Genomic DNA, 21,456 nt, shown 5'->3' on the forward strand with positions numbered 1-21,456 from the left:
AGCAAACAGTTGATGAAGAACGCCCAGCAAATGACTGTTGACGAATTGGTCGCGAGACGGATGACGATTCCACCGTTGCTCCCGATGTGACTTGCTCCAATTTGAGATTACATGTGCAGTGGCTCGCCACCGGCATAAACGTGGCGAGTTGTCCTGAAAAAAAGTTGATCTCTCGCCGAATTTGTTGCAGCGTTTTCGATCCTGCCGACACTTATTGCTGAGAATTCATTCATTTCGTGAACGGGTGGGCTATGCCAACGACCGATGCCGAGGACGTACGATGTTGTTTGGAAGGAAATCCGGAAGCCTTTCGAAATCTCGTCACTCGGTATCAGCAACCGCTGTGCAAGCATGTGTCCGTTAAGCTGGCGAATCAGACCGATGTGGCGGAGGCCGCTCAGGAAACCATGGTTCGAGCGTATTTCAGCCTGGCGAAATTGCGCCGAGCCGATTCGTTCCTGGCCTGGTTATTTGGGATCTCCGATCGAGTCGTGGCCGAAATCCACCGACGTCAACGTCGCCAGCACGCGAATGCGGATCTCGACTCAATCCCGAGTCACGCCGTCGTGGAATCTGTCACCGACCACAATTCCGACGATCTGATCAAGCAAGCCGTTGCGGAACTGCCCGAACCGTACCGGGACGTCATCTTGCGGCGTTTTTATGGCGGTCAATCGTGTCACGTCATCGCGACCCAACTTGGAATCCCGCTAGCGACAGTCACAAGTCGCTTATCAAGGGCCTATGCCATGTTGCGATCGTCTCTGCGAACTCTGAAACTCGAGGAACGATTATGAATTGCCAGCAATGTGAAGGAGAATACGCAAGCCTGCTCGAGGGTATTGCTCAAGAACAGATCCAGAAGCAAATTGATCAACACTTGATTGAATGTCCCAATTGTCGAAAGTCGCTGGAAGAAACTCGGCAGGTGGTGGCGCGTCTGACTCAGGACGCTGATCTCTCCGTGGACGTCCGTATTGCAAACTCGGTCATGGATCATGTCCTCGCCCGGCCGAGATTGGCAGGCCCGACAGCGACCAGGCGGAATTTGAAAATGAGTCTGTCGGCCGCCGCAACGTTCCTGATCGCCATGGGGGTGGTGCTTTGGAAATCAACTGGCATGTCAGGAGTCGGGCATGTTCTTGCCGACGATCTTGCTGTTGCTCAGCAGAAGGTTGGCGAGGTGAAATCTGCGACCTACAGTTTGAAGTTTTTTCCGCGACGTTGCCTCAAGGAACAACAAGTCAAACTCGCACCGGAACAGTTCGAGACGCGTGAATGTTTTTACAAGGCTCCCGGCAAGTATCGTGAAGTGTCCCGCGACCGTGACGGAAATATTCAGTCCATCGATATCCGCGATTCCGTCAAGTTGAAGCGACTTTCGATTTATCCGACAAAGAAAAAAGCGATTTTGTATGCGTTGAATGAACCGATGGATAGCCAAGGCGGCCCGTTCGTGTCGGCGGGGAACATGATGGCTCACAGCAATCTGAAAATGCTGGGCCGTCGCGTTGTCGCCGGACGTGAAGCCGTCGGGTTTCGTTGTCCATTCGCGTCGGCTCCGAACGACGCGAAGAGATGGAACGCCGATTTCTGGATCGACGCGGAAAACAAGCAACTTGTTGAGCATCAAGTTCCTGGGATGGACATCATTGATCCCGACAAGGTTTACGATGAGCCGCTGCAAGGAGTGTATAGCGGATTTCGGTTGTATGATATTACGTTTGATGTGCCACTGGACGACGAACTGTTTCGACTTGACTCTCCAAAAGGTTTTGAGCTGCAAGTTGTCGGGACTCCTTCAGCCAAGGAATCGGACGTCGTCGAATTTTTGCGAATTGTGGCTCTGGTTCTCGGCGGCACGTTTCCGGATCAAATGCCAAACTTCAGCCAGGGAAACGCTCACGAGTTGATCACTCAACTGGATGGCAAGGCAAAGGACGAGTTAACATCGGCCGAAACAATGCTGCAGACGATCCGGCAGCGTTACTTGAGACCCGACGGCCCGATCGAAGATTTCATCAACGACTCGACCGAATTCAGCACGTGGAAGTATCTCGGCGACGAGGTCAAGCTGGGTGACAAGAACGAAATTGTATGCTGGTACCGCCCACGGAACTCCAGGACGTATCGCGTCATTTACGGAGATTTGAGTATCAAAGACCTAATGCCATCTGATTTACCCTTACCGGTTACCCGCTAGTCTTTAACCAAGCATGCTTTCTTGCGTGAATTCCAGTTTTGGACGAAAGAGAACGAAATCCTTCTGCGTTTCAGGCGTCTCATGAGTGTCAACAAACCTATGAGTCGTTCATCGCGGAAGGATTTCGAGTGAAGAGGATTATCCGTAAAAAGATCGAATAGCAGACATGCAGCGTCCTCGTGGACCTGTTCTTGGAAGGAAATTTCAGCGCGACAATACTCATCGCTAAGCGGAACTGCTGCATGTTGCTCACGATGTGCCCCTTGAGCTTAGGTCTACGCCTCCACATCGCTGATTAGGCTGGCAACATATCGCGTCTGCGGAAAATTTCCGAGAATGACACGGGCGACGGTGAGAAGAGGGACCGCGAGTAACATGCCGATTGCTCCCCACATCCAGCCCATGAGTGCCACGACAAACAGCACAAGCACGGGGCTGACATTCACCTGCTTCCCTGAAAATCGCATTTCGGCGTAGTCGATCCAGATGAGGCGTATGACCGTCAGCAAAACCGCAAATGCGACTGCAGCAGAGAGGCTTTCAAATTGGACGAAGGCAATCAGAATTGGTGGTATCAGTGCAATGATGGATCCGATGTATGTAATGTAGTTCGCCAGGAACATCAGAAACCCCCACAGCAGCCAAAAGTCGAGCGAGAATTGCCATCCCAGTGCTGCGGTTGTTAGTCCCAGGCCAACGCTGACTGCTGTTTTGGTCCACAAGTACCGCCAGATGTCAGTCTGGATTGAATCGATGATCGCACGAAGTTCGGAGGCTGATTCATCCGAAAGGCTGCGCTCCAGCCGTTTCGAAAAGTGTTGAGATTCCGCCAGCCCAAACAAGAGATAAAATAAAGCCATCGTGCACAATTCAAGGACTTCCATGGCGGTCCGCACGATTGGACTGACAACCTGTTCTTGTGAAACCGGTAGCACGTCTGAGAGCCCGAATCGGCCGCTGTCAAAGTGCCCATCTTTGTTAGCGAATCCAAATGTTCGAGCGTACTGATCCAGGGCCGCACTCGATCGCTTCTTGTACTCGGGGAGTTTGTCCATCAACTGATTTCCCTGCCGCTCAATCAGTTGCGCGACCCCCATGACTCCGACCACGCCGAAGATCAGGAGCAAAACGTACGTGATCCACCGAGGGACACCACGAGCGTCGAGCATCGACGCAAAGGGGCTGACCAGCAACAACAGCAGCAAGCCAGTCAACAAGGGTGTCACAACTGATCGAAGGGCGGTGAGTACGGCGCCAGCAACGCAGACCGACAGGATCACAACGAACGTCGTGAGCGTCTGCAGAGATCTGCGAATCGTTTCCGGGTTTGGCTCCGAAACATTCGTCGTCATGAAATACTCCGCCAAGGTCACGATACTTCGGAAGCGAATCGACCGTCGTGTTTCGGTATCGATGAAAAATACATGAGCTGCTTGGTCGTATTACTTTCACAGTTGGTCGCTACCGTCACAGCAGTTCGCTCCGGAAAGCACTTCATGCGCCATGTCTCGATAATCAATGGAACGCGGTATGCAATTCCCACGTTCAATCATCCAAGAAATAGAGAGCTGACAAAAAAGTGAGCGGAGATCACAGAGGAAGTTCTCGACCTCTCGCCCGCACGATCAGAGCGTCGGAAACAAGACGCGATTAAAGTCTTGAACTTGTTGCTTCGCAATGGTCAGCCAACGGTCATGCAGATCGCAAAGCGTGCAGGGGAAGCGATTGCTTTTTCTTCGCGGCTTAAGGTTGACTAGTAAACGAGTGAGACACCGACATGGAGACACATCGGCACAGCGGGACCCGACCCCGGCGCAGACGTCGCCTTAACTTTCGGCGGTACCGACTCCCAAACGTCAGCGCAAGGAAAACGAGTCAGTCAGCCGCGGAGTGGCCAGAGCCCGGTCTATCACTTCGAGTAGACACGTCCGACAGAAGTCTTGGTAGAAAAAGGCGTGCCTTATTTGTTCCGCCAATCGGTCTGGGTTCGTTCGCGCTATTTCTCACGCTTTCTTGCTAATGGACGTCGACGCGATCGCTGAAATTTGACAATTCGAGCGAACCGCGTCTTTCGCGTGCCCGACCAGCATGGCGGTGGAAGGTCGGAAATTGAGATCGTCGGGCATTCTCTTCAGATTGAGGGCGTGCGGCAGTGGTCTCAAGTGACGCGATCCGTAAATGGAACTCGCCACAGCGTTAAAACTCGAAGCGACGCCCGGTCCGCTGAGATCTCCCCCCGGGCAGCGCAAGTCGACAGGTGAGCAACAAAAGTAACAGGCAGACAACGAAAAAGACGCCGAGAGAATGGACACTCGGCGCCGACTGTTAACTGGTGTGCACCCGCTCAGTTCGCGATACAGAAATCAGCTCCCCGAAAGGGACTCTCAGCGTGACAATACGCGCCGAACGGAGCTAGCTACGTCGCTGTGAGTCTTTTTGCACAACGGACTGTGGCAGAGCCGGTGCAGTGGCTATGGCTGGTTGCTTTTTGTTATGTCTGACATGCGTATTCTGTCGGATCTTTATCGAAGCCGTCCCAATATACCCACAGTCGCTTGCAGTCCGGGCACTGAAGAAGACTCCGCATCTTTTGATAGAGACTCTCAGACTCAACCACACCAGAGAAACCGTCAAATTCAGTGTCGCTGATGAGCAGCCATTCTATTGGATTGGGAATTTCACCATAGCGAAGGACTTCACCACATTTGCACTTGATTGCCGGCATTTTAATTTCCACCAATGATGACAACGGCCTTGATATTCGTCGCTCCAGCACCCTGCACTCGTTTCAATACATCTCCAAGCTGTGCTTGAGTCACGCAAGTGTTCGTAAGATCGAGGACCACGCCTTCGGAGGGACACAGGGACACAGCATATTTTGTTGACAATTGCTACACAAGCTCGATAGCCTTGAAGTCGTTGGAGTGAATTGCTCGGGTTTTGCGATTGAATCGGAGGCGATGACATGGCTCGGTTAGCGCGTGCGGAGGTTTTCTCGCCCGATGAAGTCGCGATCGTGCATGTCATGAACCGAGTTGTTCGCCGTTGCTTTCTGCTGGGGACCGATTCGCTGACCGGTAAGAACTATGATCATCGAAAGGAGTGGATCGAAGAGCTGCTCAAACGCTATGCCGCCTCCTTTGGGATCGATCTGCTGGGCTTCGCGATTCTCTCGAACCATTTTCATCTGATATTGCGGTCTCGGCCGGATGTGGTGGCGACCTGGAGTGATGAAGAAGTCGCTCGACGGTGGTTACTCCTTTGTCCCATCCAGAAGGATGATCACGGAAACCCCTTGGAGCCGAATCAGGCCGAGTTGGATGTCATCCAGAACGATCCTCGTAAGCTGGAAATTATCCGCTTGCGGTTGTCCGATATCGGCTGGTGGATGCGACTGTTATGTCAGACGGTAGCGATGCGTGCCAACCACGAGGACAACGAGATCGGCCGCTTCTGGCAAAGCCGATTTCGGGCGGTGCGCCTTCTCGACGAAGCAGCCCTCGTCGCTTGTGCTGCCTATGTCGATTTGAATCCGATTCGAGCGGCGATGGCGGATCGACTGGAGACCAGCGACTACACTTCGGTCCAGCGGCGGATTCAGGCTCAGCAGAACCACTCAAGCCCCCGTATCACCGTCACTCCCAGCGATGGTTCACCGACAGAGAGCAAACCATCCCGCCGTTCGGTCAAGAAGACGAATGACCCTAAAACGAAGCAAGCGTCAACCGCCGATCGATTTCTGGCACCATTACCGCTGGACGAACGAAATGGGAAGACGGGGCCGGTTGCAAACCGTACGGGAGCCCGCTGCAGCGATAAAGGCTTTCTGCCGATGACCCAGGAAAACTATCTTCGATTGCTCCGCTGGACGGCGAAGCAGCTTCCGCGTGAACAGCGGACGCGAACATCGCCTGAACTGAAAGAGGTCCTCAACAAGCTGGATCTGAACGCCAACGCCTGGTTGGCACTGGTCAGAAAGTTCGGCAGGCTGTTCTACAACGTCGCCGGTCGCCCGCAGACGATCGAGCTGACGCGCAGTCGCATCTGCCAGCACCGTCACTACGTCCGCAGAGAAACCCGCGAGGTCTTCTCCTGACATAGACGCAGTTTTCGCACGGCACGCTCAAGGAAGAGGTGGTGTAATGGCGGGATTCGCGACTAGCGGATGAGCCGAAGGGGCCTCTGCGAATTCCCACCAGCCCGTGCCCGTCGTGCGACAACCATCCTCGGTGCAACTGAGATAGAATCCATTGCGGCCGGCGAGACCGGAAATCGCAAAGGAAAATCACGGCCGCTCGAGAACGTCTGTCGATTACAGTAAACATGCAGTGTCCCCAGCACCTGAATGGCTGACGCCAGCGTGACGGTTGTTGCAAAAGTTGTAATCGCACCATTCTGGTCGAATCGCTGGGTGGCTGGATGGTGGCCGGGCCGGTGCAGTGGCTATGGCTGGTTGCTTTTTTAATGTGGGGCGGGGCTGACGCTCACGCATGGGCGAAGCCCAGGATTGTCTACGTCATTGAAAGCTGCGGGTTGTGAATTCTTGTAATCCTTGCTTGTCCAACAATCCGTGATGCTCACCGGCAGCCACACCATCACGGAAGCAGATCCAAATCGGCGTGCTGCCAGTCTTACCTTTGATGCAAACGTGAAGACCGTTTTCCGTCGTTCTCTCAGCAGAGACGTCGCTGAATGACGAATCCTCCACGTGCACGTCGCACCACGGACCGAATTCTTCGGCAGATTCAAATGGACGAAGCCCAAGGTTCAGGCGTCCATCAAGTGATTTTGCAAATTCAATGGCATGTGTGATCGACGGCTGATCGTTAATACTCCAAACAGCGAATGCCAAAACAAGCCAATCTCCACTATCGAGCATTGCTTCACGCCCCGCAGGAGACATCATCAAACTATGGATGAATGGTGGTTCGTCTAGCAGCCGAACAACGAACTGCTCTTTCTCATTCGGCTCAACGGTGTGCGGCATGAGTTCTACCTTGGTGCAGTGATTACGGTCGTCGTGATTCCGTCTTTCGTCCATTGCTGAACGTTTCCGCCAACAGCATCGATCACACGTTGACGGGCAACCTTTGCGTAGCCATCTGGATGGCTCAAGCGGTCCGATCCGCCCGGCTTGAGAACCCGTGCAATCTCGGACGCCGTTTCAGGGAAGATGGACATGGCCACAGGGACATAGCATATTCTGCTGGCCGGACAGTGAGATGCAAGCGGGAAGGCAGAGTGGGACCGTCTGGGATTTGCCGTCAGCAGCGATCCGTAGCCATCATTCCAGAGGTTTGGATGTCCGGGCTCGCGGTGCTGCGGCGTGTTTCAGAAACTGTTTGCTGCGGTCCATCTGTTGCCGGTGAGGGGGCCACGTGGAGCGAGGTGGCTGGATTGCGGGACTTGACGTTCTTAGAGCTGGGATCTGTGGATTGGGAGTTGGTCCGCCCGTGCCCTTCACCGGCGATTGATTGAATCATTTAGCTGGAAGGGGATGGCCGAACAGTAGCAGGTGAGTTGAAGGCGGTCGACAGCGGCGGTTATCGGGATGGATCCGGGGGAGTTCGAACAGCATCGGGTGACTTGCGAGAGAGCGATCAGTAATCGATTTCTGAATGGGACTGAGATGGCCTGTGGCGGGCGAGAAAAGGAGACGGCGGTTGGAGCAGGGTGTTTCTATTATTGGCGGTGCCAGCTTTCCAACGACTTCCGGAAAATCCTGAAGCGACAAACGGAGGGACTGGCCAGCGGGCCAATTCTTGGCCAGTCGGTGGCCAGTCCCACGTGCTGTAATCATCACGGTTTAAGTCGCTTCGGCGGACTGGCCTGACTGGCCAACACATTTCGGGACGCGGCCGAACTTCCCGACTCATCGATTAAGTCGGTTACGCACGACATCGGCGACGGAGCGGACTGGCATCGAAACGCTGATCGGGAACCACTTTCCGGGAAAAAACCGAGTCAAGAATGCTGAAGAACAGAAACAGGCACTCTGGCAGGGAACCTTAGACGAGCCAGTCCCTATTTCATCTCGTCGACTGGCCTCCTGATCGCAAGACCAGAGCGAATGTGGAACCCCGATGATGCCCTCGAGTCCCCTTCCCGCTTCGGTTTTGTTGGGAGTTTCAAACCACGTCGACGGCATCTCTGATATTTGACAATTCGGGCGAGGTGCATCTTCTCTGTGCCTCATAAGAATGATTGTAGGCGGTCGTAACTTGAGATCGTCGGGCGTCCGTGACGGATTGAGGAACTGGGACAGCGGCCCAAATTGACGCGAGCCGCTCCTGAACTCCGCTAAAGCGTCAAGGCTCGAAGCGACGCCCGGTCCGAGGAGAACTCCACCCCTGAGCAATACAAGATGACAGACGAGCAACACAAGCGACAGGCAGCAATGAAAAAGACGCCAAGAGGATGAACTCTCGGCGTCTTTTGTGAGTCGACTGTACCGCTCAGTTCGCGATACAGAAACCAGCTCCCCGACTAGGGCTCGAACCTAGGACCTAGCGGTTAACAGCCGCTCGCTCTACCTATTGAGCTATCGGGGAATTTGTCGGACGGCCATGTGATATTGAATTCGGTCGTTTGATGCAAGTCCACATGGCACGTCAGAATCGAACTTTTTTTCGGCTGAGCGAAATCGACCGATCAGTCGTGACGTTTGTTCTCTAACTGGAAGAGTGCCATCGCCAAAGGAGCGGGATGGGAATCGTTTTCTGCCACATTTTTCTGTGGAATTGGTTCCTCCTGCCGCGGTTCGTCGTCGGCCCTTGGAGAGACTTTCAGGGCAGCGTCTAGAGCCACCGGAAAGGGGATCGTACGGAGTTCGTCGTAGGAGGTGTGTTCGTCGTGCGGAGTGTGCTCCTCGTGGCAGGCCTCGTCCTGCATCATTGGATACGACGTTCCGAGCGATGTCGAGGATGCATGTTGCTGCCACTGCAGAATATCGAGCGAGATCTCCCCCGAGTTAGCCAGCTCGGCCGGGGCCACATGCATCTTTGGAAATGCAAGTTCCTCTGCGCGTTCCCTGAGTTGCTCGCTGAGCAACTTGGGTGCGGGGACGGTGGAGGGACGGGTGGGGACAGGGTCCTCCTGCGAAAGTTGGGCAAGAGTCGGCATTGAATCAAACCGCAGCCGATCGGGAGATTCGTCGATCTTGAGCGCCATTCTCTCAAGGGAATGTCGCAACAGGAGAGCCGCTGCGACAAGTGATCCGACAGCGAGGACAATGATCAGCAAGTGGACGAATGACCGCTGAGAAGCGGGAGTAAATTCATCCTCATCCCTCTCAATGGTCGGATCCTCTCTTGTCGAGAAGTTCGATTCACTTTTATGTGAATTTTGTGAATGAAGTTTCTGCCCGACGGGAGTCAGCGGTGTGGCCTCGGGAGTGGGGGCATCCAGCAGCTTCGCGGCTGCGACGGGACGGAACTGGCCGTTGGTCGTTTCCTCCACTTCGGTGGATCCCTGCTGAGGCGCATTCGCTTCATCGCTGGGAATGAGAACGACATCACTCGCAGGGGTCTGAAGTTCGTCGGCTTCGGCGAATGGATCTCCCTGTGAGGAAGGGTTAAGCGGGGGTCCTGCAGGCTTGCGGGGGGCGCTACGTCCTCCTGCTGAAGGACCGGCGAGTTCCCCGAACTCGGGTTTCGAGCGGGACATGTCAGTGGGACGGGGAAGCACGCCGACCAGTTGCCGTCGTCGCGCTTCATCCGGTACGAAGACCAGGACCGAGCCATGCTGCAGGGCAGCCGCTTGCTTGGCCGCTTCAGATGAGAGTCGGTTAGGGACATTGGGTGTGATGACGTGGACTTCGTCGAGCAACGTCACAGGCAAATCGAGTGCTTCCAGAATGGATCTTGCGTTCGCTCGTTGCGGTCGGAGCCTCAGCACAACCGGGTATTCCATCAGATTAACGAGCGCGATTTGTGTGAACTCGGGTTGGACTGATCCGTCGCCGTCCGGAAAGGAGGGATCGATCTCCCTCTCGCCCTGATCTTTGTCCGCAGCGTCGCCAGTGCCTGAGCTTTTGGATTCGACGATCAAGAGGTCCCCAGAGCGGAGTCGAGTATCGTCGTTTTGCGAATAGATTTCGACCTGACTGAAGCGTCCGCGACGGATCAACCGAATCGCGGTCGAGGCATGTTCGCGGAAGCCTTGAGCGTTTTGTACCAGCTTATGCAGTGTGAGATCGGAGGGATCGACCTGATACGTGCCGGGACGTACGACTTCTCCCATGATGGAGAGATAACTTGCGGGTGGTGCTTCCGGTGTCGCGGCCGTTTCCTCGAAGTCGCCGTCTGCAGTCTCGTCCTCTGCCGTTGCGGGGACAGACCAGCCAGCCAGAGCAGTGGAAGCAAAAACAGCACAAAGCAGCGTGAAAATCCGCGAACGCATGGTTCGTCCCCGAGACGTCGACCATTCTTTGACAGGCATAACTCGACACAATCGGAATAATCGGCACTCGTCGCCGATCTCATGCAGCCAAATTGGGATTTCAGGTCGATTTTTTAAAGATTTTGCGATCCTGTGCCGCAGTGCGTTGGAACCAGAGCTGTTACGAGAAGCCTGGACGGCGACAGACTTGCGTCTAACCGCACTTTGTCGCTGATACCCCGCAGGTGGCACTGTCCCGATACCTGACGAGACAGCGCGAGGAGTGAGGAGGAGGAGTGAGACCGTAACGAGTGACAGGGCCTTCTGTCCTGCAGCAGCGAGGGTGAGACGGCGCGAACGGCTACCAGTCGAACCAGCTCTTCTTGCAGGTATTTTTGCGTTGGATATCAATCACTTCGTTCACTTCGGCGCGGTCGAGCCGGTCGATCAAGTAGTTCATCCCTTTCTGGACTTTGCATTCCATCTCATCAGCGTACAGCGGAATGACAGCATAGAAATGGATCTCCTCGTCATCACCCATGTCGAGAGTGCGAAAACGTGTTGGCGGGTTGAGGGGGGGCATCAGTACGGCCCCGCAGAAGTGTGTGTTGGAGGCGTACGTCAACGGGGGGACGCCGTTGGGCACCGAATGCCCCGGCCCCAGCCAGGTCTGAAATTCGTGCGGCAGACGAGCGAGGACCTTCAGCAGGCGGATCGGCCAATAATGCCGCTCATCCCGGAAGTCATCCATTCCCAGGTTCCAGGTTCGAGGGAGGCAGAGCATCAGTTCGGCATATCGCAACGCTTCGGCACCGTCGGGAACCGTCATTGGCAGCTCTGACATTCCGCTTGTCACCAGCGTGTAGTAGGGATGATTGGTCTGAGGAGGAACGCGATACACGTCGATCTGGACGTACTCGGAGACCAGTTCATGAAAGATGAAGTCGATGGGGCCGATGGTGGATTCAATGTGATCGGCGATCTTGCGGCGTTTGCGGGAGTCGACCGGATGAACGGGCTTTGTGACCGATCGAATTTTCTTGACTCGCGGTCGTTCCACCGGATGATCGCTCTGCTTTGCATCGGGGACGACGAGATCGCGACCGCACTGACGGCATTTCGCACGGCAACCCGCTTTCTCGAGATCCACTCGGTACCGAGTATTGCAGTGATCACAGCGGAAAATGATCGCCATGTACGATGGCTCCAACGCTGGCCCGGGGGAACGTTGCCTACTGGATACGGATCGGAAATGGAGCAAGGAATGAGAGAGTGCGGCTACAATAACTCGCCGAGACCCGTCACGACAATGCAGGTCACCACATTGTCTATCGAAGTGGCCGATTCCTTGATGGCAGCTCGAGCGAGAACTCGAAATCCTCTGCGGTCATTTGAAGTGACCGGTTGGCGAGTCGAACTCACCCTGCTTCAATTGCCTTGGTGAAGGCGACTCAAGAACGAGTCTGATCGGGGAGGAGGCGAAATTCGTTGTGGCAAAACAGAATCCCCCTGCACGGCTCTCTTGTCGGGGAGTGAGTCATGCAGGGGGAGAAGCGGAGATAAGGCACTTGTTACGGAGAAACTAAACTGTTCCGCCGTTGCCGCGAGAAACGGGAATCGAGCGACCAGGGCCAGGAACGGCTTTTTTCAACGTGATCGTTAAGAGGCCGTCACGCGTTTCGGCTTTCACCCCTTCGTCGTTCACCGCAGCGGGTAATGGAATGGCTCTTTGATATTGTCCGGCGAAACGCTCACGGACATGAACCCGGGCGTCACCCGTGAACTCCTGTCGCTGGCGAGTTGCCGTGATCGTCAGCATGTTTCCCGCAAGACTCACATCGACTGTTTCAGCACTGACACCAGGAAGGTCAACCTGCACAACGATTTCATTCGGCAGCTCAATCATGTCCACGGGGAGGTTTGACGTGCGGTTTCCCCCTGTGATTCCCAGCGATTCCAGCGTCCGTTCGCCGGTGTTGCGAACAACTTCCAGCCAGCGATCGACTTCCTGACGAACTCGTTCCACCGGGGGAATGCCGCTGTTTTCAGGGTTAGACTCACTCATGTTTATTATGACTTTCTGTTGAAGATCGGTGACATCAATGAAGACAGCAGAACGTGACGATATGTCATCAGGGACGAACCCGACGAGTAAAGCGTCATCGGATGTTTGATTTCGTAGAGACGGAGACCGAAAGGCGCTGACGGATCGAATGACCCCATGATGAGCGTTTAGCGCTGATAGATCGGGAGGTAGCCGTTATCCAGCAGCAGAATGGTTGAGTTGATCGCGGTCACGTAAACCGGCCCCACGTGCCCTTCTTTCCAGGAACCGTTGGCAGACTGTTGAGCCATGATCTGCTTCGAGATCGTCGAAAAATATTTCGACCATTTGTCATCGCCCAGCCGGTACTGCACCTGGGAATAGTAGTAATGGGTGTAGTGCCAGTGTCCGAACATCTGGGCCTGGTTGTTCGTCCCTTCGATATTCTTCTGGCAGTAGTTCAACAGCTTCTTGGCGGTTTCGTTTTCGTAGTCGCCCGAATTAAACAGACAGGCGATGGCTGCCGCGGTGATCGGGGGGCGGGATCCACCCGCGTTACGCAGGCTGTACTGAATGCCGCCGTCCGGTGCCATGCACTTGCGGATGTACTCGACCGCCTTATCGATTACTTCGCGAGGAACGGGAATTCCCGCATTGCGGCAAGCCCGCAGTCCCTGCACCTGGGTCACGCATGTCGAACCTTCGTCGAAATTGTTTCCATCCTTGGCCGAGACATAGCCCCAGCCGCCATCGGGTGTCTGAGCTTCACCACAGAACTGTACCGCCTTCGTCAGGACTTCTTTCAGCTTCTCACGTCGCTGTGCGTTCTCTTCCTCGCCGTAGACCTGCGAGAGGAACAGCATCGAGAAGCCGTGCCCATAGGTGTAGTGATAGTCATGCTTGTAGCCGATCAATCCGTTTGGTTGAGCCGTATCGATCAGATAATCAACAGCCCGTGAGATGGGCTTCGCAAGACGTCCTCGAGTGGTCGTGGAACCTTCGCAGAGCATCGCGTTGCCTGCCAGCGCGGTCATCGCAACGCGGTACTGCCCCTGGTTGGCTTCCCAGTATCCGCTGCGGTGCTGCTCACTGACCAGCCAGTCGATTCCGCGTTGCGCGGCGAGCTTCGCTTTGGGATCCTTGGTTTGCGCCAAAACGGTGTCGATGCGGCCCAGAAAGGTCAGCAACAGCATCACGGCGATCGAGGCACGGTTTAACATCAACGTTCCCATCTCCCTGTCCATGTCCGTGATCGCACAATGCGGCTACGTTACGGGCGCGTCCCCTGCACTTCTCAACTTTACGCAAGTCAGTAGCGAAAGGGAAGAACTTCCACCGCAAGAGACTTCGTCTCACGAAAACAGAGCGGCGAATTCTGAATCGTCACTGAAAACTTTGCTACAATCCGGAACTTTTCCAGAGTTTCCTATCTCAACGAGGAGTGCGAATGGCGAGCCGCCGGGCGAGGCAAGTAGCAGACCGCTCCACCCCGATGCGACCGGGAGTGGAATCGCTGCGTGCACCGTCAGCTCTGCCCGAAGGAGACTCCGGCAGCCCAGAGACGTCGCAGACCAAGTCCGGCCCGGTTGGAGCGGATGCGGGCGATCACAAAACTCCATCCGACCAGGCACCGATCGCACTCTGGTTGCGGCGAGCCGACCAGTTGTTCCTGGGATTTCTGGTGATCGCGCTGCTCGGTCTGCTCGTCATCTTCCGCTGGCGACTTTCGGCAGGTGGTCAGGCCGAGATCGAGATTATCAATCAGCAACCGCGCGAGTTTTTCTACTCGATTGATATCAATCAGGCCTCGTGGGTCGAATGGGCACAACTTGATGGCATCGGTGAGAAGCTGGCGCGCCGGATCGTTGAGGACCGCACGCAGAACGGTCCGTTCAAATCCATTGACGACGTTGCCCGCGTGCGAGGACTGGGGATCAAGTTGATCGATAAACTGAGACCATTCCTGAAGCACGATACCGCGAGCGAGGAGGTCAGAGAACTTCGCTGAGTCGAACGCCAAACATTCCGTCGATCACCAGCAGTTCTCCCCGTGCGATCAACTTCCCGTTCGCGATGATGTCGACGGGATCTCCGGCGAGTTTATCAAGCGTCACGACGCTCCCCTCCCGCAGTTTCATCACCTCATCAATCAGTAATTCCGAACGACCAAGCTCGATCGCGATATCGAGTTCCACGTCTCCGAGATCATCCAGTGTCAGACCACCGGTGTCGGCAGCAGTAACAGGAGAGAGAACAGACGGGGGTGGCACAGACTTCGACTGAACCCTCTGAGCAGCGGGCGTAGAAGCCACCGCCGGAGGGGGACTCTCGACAGGTTCGGGCATCGAACCCAGGATGACTTCACTCAAACTTCGCTCGACCGAATTCAGTAGTTGGTCGGGCGGCAGTTCGCCGTCGGGCCAGTTCGAGTTGAACCCGGCAAATGATGCGGGATCGGGAATTGGCATTGTCCCTCCTCGAAAGTACTGGACATCACCCGGCCCGAGCTCTTCGTCCGAATCTGGCGATTCGGGATCTGGTGAGGGGATTTCGCCAGACCGCCATTCGAGAGGAGAGAACGGTTGCGTCATCGGTGTCCACGCAGGCTGCAGAAGGAAGCAACGGGCGACGGGATGGCCGACGCCCCATTCGGGGGGTATACGTCAGCATCCCGATTTCCGTCAATTGGAAACAGCGAGCCCCGCGGTCCCACCGGTCCCACGCGGGCATAGTGTCTCCCTACCGAGCGAAGATCATGGCCCGGGTCGCGTACCAGAGCTTTTTCCATTTCGGCAGCGAGGCACGGCGTGAGTAGACGTCAAACCGGTTTCGTTCGATCTGCCGCAACAGTCCCTCGTAAATATCGACCATCGCTCGCAGGATCGGTTTGCCCGGAGGTTCGAGGAAAGCGAACAGACGTTCGGCAGCAGCGTAGTACTGTCGGGCTCGGTCGGCCTGAAACTGCATCAACTTGAGGAATCGGTCGTTCATCACGCGGTTGCGGAGATCGTCGGGGGTGTACCCAAACCGATCCAGATCTTCCCGGGGAAGATAGATCCGCCCCAGATCAGAGTCTTCTCCCACATCTCTCAGAATATTCGTCAGTTGCAGGGCCATTCCGCAATCACTGGCCAGCGAAATGGCCTGCTCGTCCTTGAAACCCCAGACGTGAATACAACCCAGTCCCACAGCACCCGCGACGTGGAAGCAGTACCGCTGGAGATCCGCAAATGTTGCGATCTCAAAGGGATAGAGGTCCATCTCGACGCCGTCGATGACGGCCAGCAGATACTCCTGCGGAATTCGGTAACGCGTTACCATGTCGGTGATCGCCGGGAGCGCCGGATGTTCGGAAAACGTCCCCATTTCCGCCGTTCCGATTCCTTCTTCGAGGGCCGGTTTGCCGCTGACGGAAAGGAGTTGCTCCTGAAACGCCTCGTGACACTTTACCCCCGCCGGATTCCCCCCTTTGGCGTTGCATTGAGTCAACGAGTGACGAATGGTTTCCCGCCAGACAGCCAGTCGAATCCGGCGTAGTTCCAGATCAATCGAATCGTCGTCGCCCAGATCGTCTGTGATTCGATTGAAGGCATAGAGTGCATTCATCGCCTGCCTGCGTTCGGCGGGAAGCGTCATAAACGAAAAGCGAAAATTGTGGGCGGTCCGCTGCGTCAGATCCCGGCAATACTCATACGATTCGGCAAGAGACAGCATAGGAGGAGGTATCGCGTCGGGTCTCCCTCCGCAAAGCGGGCGAGACAGGGGTGTGGGAGGGGAGATTCAAGGACAATTTTTGCCCAATTCTGCCCGCAACCTGCCGGTTTGAAAACCGTAAAGGGGGAATGAGCGTGATTCTAAACGCAAATCGTCATGTGAAACCCATTCTGTTCGCAACCGGTGGCAGTCGCGACGACATCCAGGAGGACGTCATCGTGACCGAAACGCTTTCCGCCAGAGTGCCCCGGCCAGCAGCTTGAGCGCATCGAACTTCGTGACTTTCGGACGCGTCTCCCAGACCCGGTAACCAATCGATTCAATTCGATCGAGAATGCAGAGGCCTCCCCGTGCGAAGAGATCAATATCCACCTGAATCCGCCCCGGAAGTTGCTCGATCAGCGGTAATCCCGAGTTGAGAAACTGCCGTGCTCGATCAACCTGAAATCTCATCAGTTCCAGGAATGGAGGATTGATGCGTCCGTGGTCGAAATCCTCACGGTGGTATCCGAATCGCTCGTAGTCTTCCCTGGGAAGATAGATTCGGCGGATCTTGTAGTCGCGAGCGACATCCTGCCAGAAATTGGCCAGTTGCAGTCCGGTACAGATGGAATCTGACCAGACGACGTTTTGTGGATGGTGTTGCTGACACAAGTACAGGACCAGCCGACCCACCGGGTCTGCACTGCGGCGGCAATAGTCCCGCAATTGTTCAAAGGACTGATATTCGAGAACTGTCTGATCCTGTTCGAAGGCCGAAATCAGGTCGAGGAACGGTTCAGCAGGAATCGAAAATTGATCGATGGTGGGCTTGAGGGCGACGAACACCGGGTGTCGCAGTTGCCCGGCATAACATGCCTGCAGTTCCTGCCGCCACCATTCGAGCAGTTCGAGCGATCTGGCCGGATCGCCAACTTCGTCACCCAGATCGTCGGCCCAGCGGCAGTAGGCATAGACATTGTAGAAGTGCTGATGCAGTTCTTTGGGAAGCAGCCACGAGACAAGGGGAAAGTTTTCGTAATGCGAGGTCGCGAGGTGTTTGCAGTAAGCCTCGGCCTCGGCGCGATCAATCTGTCTGGCCGATGACTCGGGGCCGTACCGGCGGAGTTCTTCGAGAAACAACGGTAGATGGCTTTCTATCGGAATAAAGTCATACGGCGATCTGCCCGGTCCATCCTGCCGACGTACGTCGGCAGCGGATTAATAAGCCGTTCAGATCATTCCTGCAAGAAGCGCCCTGCGGCCGGCGAGCCCCCGCGGGACATAACTGGCTTCTGCTGGGTCAGGATCTGGAGAAATCCCCACTGCGGTAACCCGGTAAACAAAGGGAATGAAACCAGGTGGACTGATTTTGTGGGCGAAAGGGAGGTCGAGCGGCAGGAATCGCAACGATTTCCAAGAGCGTTTCCTATTTGGCTTTAATCCGGCTGACCCCTGCCCGGTTTCGCGGGGTTCATCTTGTCGAGATTTTCATTTTAGACTAATTGTCCGCGGCGCAAGGGTAAACGGGCTCTTTGGAGTCCGGTTGCGTTTGCCTCCTTTCGTGAAATTCCTGTCAGAATCATCCTATCCCGTGCTCGGAAATTGGCGCGGAGCCTGAATGCTCGTGCCCGTGAGAAAAGATCGCATGATCCAGCACTCCAGTTCGAACACCGTCGTTACCAAGGGGTCACCGAGAGGCACATTCGTCTCGCGGTGGGCGATGGTTTTTGGGGCTGGCAAGCTATTCACCAGTCGCAGATCGATTCTTTCGCTGCCCTGCTTTCCCGAAATGCCATCTGCGGATCTGTCACTTTCCGAACTGCAACAGTCGCAGCCACAATCATTTCAAAAAGCCAGCACAGGACGGTTCAGCGATTACAATTTGAAAACAATGCCGAAATTTTTCCGCTCGATGGTCGCCGCGGGAATCGTGGCAGGCAGTCTGATCGCGGTCGAGAATGCATCCGGCCAATACACGACGAGTCCCCCGTCCGCCGCCAAATCGAAGACGGCAAAAAGCAGTCTGGTCGAGCCTGAACATTCGCTCGACCTTCCCACTCCGAAAAGAACAACGACGACGGCAGCAGACCGCAAAGATCGTTCGGCAGTGAAGCTTCCCAAGACCTCTGGTCTGTCGGGTATTCGCCCCGTGGCCGCGTTCGAAGGGGACGAGGACAAGCCCGATACACCCTTTCACCTTGATGAGTCTCTGGTCGACGTGGTCATTGAGGGAAACTCGACCATTCCCAACCCGGAAATCGCCAAACATATCAAGACACGTCCCGGTCGCCCTGTGACGCAGAAGCAGATCAAGGACGACGTTGATGCGCTGGTACGAACACGCTGGTTTGCCAGTGTCGAACCGACCTTGCGTCGCACCGACGATGGGGTGGTGCTGGTCTTCCGCGTCCTGGAGCGTCCTATTGTCCGCCGAGTCGAATACAAGGGTCTGAAGAAGATCAAACAGAAAGTGTTTGACTCGATGACTCAGCTCCGCCCCGGCAGCCCGTTTGACGTCAGTTCAAACCGCGAGTGTGCTCGCCGTATCGAAGAATACTACCACGAAAAAGGCTATGCCTTTGCGACGGTCGAACTGGAGAAAGGGAACGATCGCGACGATCGCGAAGTGGTCTTTCTGATCAACGAAGGCCCGAAAGTCGCTGTTTCCGGCGTCGAATTTGACGGAAACGAGGATTTCTACGACGGGATCCTGAAAACGAAGACCCGGACCAAGACCCAGATCCTGTGGCTGTTCGGTGGAAAATACGATCCTGCGTCGATAAAGGATGATATCGAAGGGGTCAAACAGTACTACCACAGCCTGGGGTACTTCGACGTTGACATCAAGCACACGCTGAAGTTTTCCGAAGACCGTTCCAAGGTCAAGATCCTGTACACCATCGACGAGGGGATCCGGTACAAGATCCGAAGTATCGAAGTCGACGGCAACAATGTGATCTCGGAAGAGGAAATCCGCGGAATGATGAAAGTCGCGGAAGGGGTGCACTACAACACCCGCGACATCAATAAAGACGTCGACGCGATCCGAACGAAATACGGTGAGCAGGGCCGCTTGTTCTGCCGGGTCGACGCGGTCCCCCGCTGGACGGAAGACGACGGGATCGTCGACATCGTCTACAAGATTGAAGAAGACAAGGTCTATCGCATCCGAAATCTGAACGTCCATATTCAGGGGGATCACCCGCACACGCGGACGAATCTGGTGCGGAACATCTCGCCAGTCCAACCAGGGGACCTCGCTGATCCCAAGAAAATCCATCTGATGAAACGCCGCCTCGAAGGTTCGCAGAACTTCGAAACGGGCCCGGAAGGGGGCGTGCGGATCGAGACGAACGTCGTGAGAAACCCGAACTGGGTCGACAAACGGGATTACGACAACATCGTCCGCAGCCAATCTGCGCCGATTCAGCCACACACGACGCTCCGCAATCGGACAGAGGGGAAGCCCGAAAAACCCACTCGTCCGGCCAAGGGTGCTCGTCCCAGGACACAGCCCACAACGGAAACCTCCGCCAACCGACGGCCGGAAGGCCTGCAGACACAAGGGGCTGTTCAGCCTCTCACTGGTCTTCAAGGCTGGGTTGGTACGAACGAATCGCGTGAAGAAAGTCGCGACCCGTTCGTGACCGTCGCCTCGCACTTCGACCAGATCGCACAGCCGATTACGTTACCGGAACCCAAACCTCGCGAAGTCTTCGACGAAGGCCTGTCGCCCATCACACCGATCTTTCGCGCACAAAGTCGCGATCCGCTTCAGCCCCCTGCCAACTTTGGATTCGACAACAGTCCTCAGGGGGACCCCTTCGGAAAGGCGATCCGCGATCCTGATCCGGGCGACTGGACACGGATGGAACCTCCAGAGTTTATCGACCTGGATGCTTACGTTTCCGAAGCCCGTACAGGGCGCCTGATGTTCGGTGTCGGTGTGAACAGCGATGCCGGTGTCATCGGTAACATTGTGCTGAGCGAACAGAACTTCGACATCCTGAAGCCCCCGCGAAGCTGGTCTGACATCACGAACGGAACGGCCTTCCGTGGTGGTGGTCAGAAATTCAAGATCGAGGCGATGCCCGGTTCGCAGGTCAGTCGTTATCTGGTTGACTGGCAGGATCCTTACTTCCTGGACACCAACTTCAACCTGGGCCTGAGCGGATTCTACTTCACTCGTTATTACCGAAACTGGTACGAAGACCGGACCGGTGGCCGTATTCGACTTGGTCGCCAGTTGACTCAAACCTGGTCCACGGCGGTAGCCCTGCGACTGGAAGACGTCAATATCTACAACCCGTACCTGCCGACCCCACCGCTGCTCGCGGCGTCCGTCGGAAGCAATTTCCTCTCGACCATTCGCGGCTCGTTGATGCATGACACTCGAGATGCCGCTTTTGGTACGACGTCGGGTCATTACGTCGATTTCAGCTACGAACAGGCTTTCGGCGAATACTCGTACCCCCGATTTGAAGCTGAGGCACGTCAGTACTTCACGACGTATCAACGAATCGACGGTCAGGGGAAACACACCCTGATGGTTCGTGGTCAGGCGAGCTGGTCGGGCAACGACACACCGATCTTCGAACGGTTCTTCGCAGGGGGTTTCCAGACCTTCCGCGGCTTTGCGTTCCGCGGTGTGAGCCCGATGGAAGGGGGAGTCTACACCGGGGGTAACTTCATGGTCCTCGGTGGTGCAGAATACATGTTGCCAGTTACCGCCAATGAAATGATCAAGGTGGTCGGTTTCACCGACTTCGGTACTGTGAATGACAATGTATCGCTCAGCAACTTCCGTCTGTCGCTGGGGGGTGGTCTCCGTGTGACCGTGCCAGCCATGGGCCCCGTTCCCATCGCGCTCGACCTGGCAGTACCTCTGATGAAAGAAGAGGGCGATATCCAGCAGGTCTTCGCGTTCTACATCGGTGTGAACCGCTAGGCCGCGTGTGCGCTGGGCATGATTTTTTCCTCCGGTCCTGCCGATTGCAGGTATGTAGTTTCGAACTGGACGTCGTGAATACTCCCCTGCTGTCGTTTCGTATTTTGGAATGCAGCAGGCGGACTTGATCGGTCAGGAAACATTCTTATCTGGTCCCACCCGATACTCCTCAAAAGCTGCTTACGA

General features: G+C 55.6%; 14 protein-coding genes and 1 tRNA gene. 5 read left to right on the forward strand and 10 right to left on the reverse strand.

From position 1 onward, the window contains the following. The first annotated feature begins 251 nt into the window (after positions 1-251). Both ACGY09_RS06225 and ACGY09_RS06230 read left to right on the forward strand, forming a co-directional pair. The gene (locus ACGY09_RS06225; protein WP_397570890.1) at positions 252-797 is read left to right on the forward strand and encodes an RNA polymerase sigma factor; all 546 of its coding nucleotides are present in this window, start codon (positions 252-254) and stop codon (positions 795-797) included. Next, the gene (locus ACGY09_RS06230; protein WP_397570891.1) at positions 794-2,203 is read left to right on the forward strand and encodes a hypothetical protein; all 1,410 of its coding nucleotides are present in this window, start codon (positions 794-796) and stop codon (positions 2,201-2,203) included. Before ACGY09_RS06225 ends, ACGY09_RS06230 begins: the two co-directional genes overlap by 4 nt. A gap of 275 nt (positions 2,204-2,478) precedes the next feature. On the opposite strand, the gene ACGY09_RS06235 is transcribed toward ACGY09_RS06230, so the two are convergent. Beyond that, positions 2,479-3,555, reverse strand: coding sequence for an AI-2E family transporter (locus ACGY09_RS06235; RefSeq protein ID WP_397570892.1), 1,077 nt, complete (start codon positions 3,553-3,555; stop codon positions 2,479-2,481). Between the two features lie 1,613 nt (positions 3,556-5,168). Here ACGY09_RS06235 and ACGY09_RS06240 point away from each other — a divergent pair. Continuing rightward, positions 5,169-6,299: a transposase gene (locus ACGY09_RS06240; protein ID WP_397570893.1), complete on the forward strand. Its 1,131-nt coding sequence runs from the start codon at positions 5,169-5,171 to the stop codon at positions 6,297-6,299. Positions 6,300-6,719: 420 nt separating this feature from the next. Here ACGY09_RS06240 and ACGY09_RS06245 read toward each other — a convergent pair whose 3' ends face one another. The 6 genes from ACGY09_RS06245 to ACGY09_RS06270 form a co-directional block, all read right to left on the reverse strand. After that, positions 6,720-7,190, reverse strand: a complete 471-nt coding sequence (locus ACGY09_RS06245) for a hypothetical protein (RefSeq protein WP_397570894.1) — start codon at positions 7,188-7,190, stop codon at positions 6,720-6,722. A gap of 1,491 nt (positions 7,191-8,681) precedes the next feature. Continuing rightward, positions 8,682-8,754 (reverse strand) — tRNA-Asn (locus ACGY09_RS06250). Between the two features lie 100 nt (positions 8,755-8,854). Continuing rightward, positions 8,855-10,603, reverse strand: a complete 1,749-nt coding sequence (locus ACGY09_RS06255; protein WP_397570895.1) for a hypothetical protein — start codon at positions 10,601-10,603, stop codon at positions 8,855-8,857. Between the two features lie 340 nt (positions 10,604-10,943). Continuing rightward, positions 10,944-11,777 carry a suppressor of fused domain protein gene (locus tag ACGY09_RS06260; RefSeq protein WP_397570896.1) on the reverse strand — a complete coding sequence of 278 codons (834 nt, stop codon included), beginning with the start codon at positions 11,775-11,777 and terminating at the stop codon, positions 10,944-10,946. A 387-nt stretch (positions 11,778-12,164) separates the two neighbouring features. Further along, complete coding sequence (locus ACGY09_RS06265; RefSeq protein WP_373651124.1) at positions 12,165-12,647, reverse strand: Hsp20/alpha crystallin family protein; 483 nt, start codon at positions 12,645-12,647, stop codon at positions 12,165-12,167. A 167-nt stretch (positions 12,648-12,814) separates the two neighbouring features. Beyond that, entirely contained in the window at positions 12,815-13,858 is a 1,044-nt protein-coding gene (locus ACGY09_RS06270; RefSeq protein WP_397570897.1) for a prenyltransferase/squalene oxidase repeat-containing protein, read from the reverse strand. Positions 13,859-14,073: 215 nt separating this feature from the next. On the opposite strand from ACGY09_RS06270, the gene ACGY09_RS06275 reads away from it, so the two are divergent. Then, positions 14,074-14,634: a ComEA family DNA-binding protein gene (locus ACGY09_RS06275; RefSeq protein ID WP_397570898.1), complete on the forward strand. Its 561-nt coding sequence runs from the start codon at positions 14,074-14,076 to the stop codon at positions 14,632-14,634. Here the strand turns inward: ACGY09_RS06275 and fliN are convergent. The 3 genes from fliN to hpnC all read right to left on the reverse strand — a co-directional run bounded on the left by fliN (position 14,618) and on the right by hpnC (position 17,462). Then, positions 14,618-15,094, reverse strand: a complete 477-nt coding sequence (gene fliN / locus ACGY09_RS06280; protein ID WP_397570899.1) for a flagellar motor switch protein FliN — start codon at positions 15,092-15,094, stop codon at positions 14,618-14,620. The two genes, ACGY09_RS06275 and fliN, sit on opposite strands and share 17 nt — an antisense overlap. 271 nt (positions 15,095-15,365) lie before the next feature. Then, positions 15,366-16,340 carry a phytoene/squalene synthase family protein gene (locus ACGY09_RS06285; protein WP_397570900.1) on the reverse strand — a complete coding sequence of 325 codons (975 nt, stop codon included), beginning with the start codon at positions 16,338-16,340 and terminating at the stop codon, positions 15,366-15,368. A 213-nt stretch (positions 16,341-16,553) separates the two neighbouring features. Next, positions 16,554-17,462, reverse strand: coding sequence for a squalene synthase HpnC (gene hpnC / locus ACGY09_RS06290; RefSeq protein WP_397570901.1), 909 nt, complete (start codon positions 17,460-17,462; stop codon positions 16,554-16,556). A gap of 751 nt (positions 17,463-18,213) precedes the next feature. On the opposite strand from hpnC, the gene ACGY09_RS06295 reads away from it, so the two are divergent. Beyond that, positions 18,214-21,270, forward strand: coding sequence for an outer membrane protein assembly factor (locus tag ACGY09_RS06295; RefSeq protein ID WP_397570902.1), 3,057 nt, complete (start codon positions 18,214-18,216; stop codon positions 21,268-21,270). The last annotated feature ends 186 nt before the right edge of the window (positions 21,271-21,456 follow it).

The organism is Schlesneria sphaerica (assembly GCF_044336245.1).
Taxonomy (GTDB): domain Bacteria; phylum Planctomycetota; class Planctomycetia; order Planctomycetales; family Planctomycetaceae; genus Schlesneria; species Schlesneria sphaerica.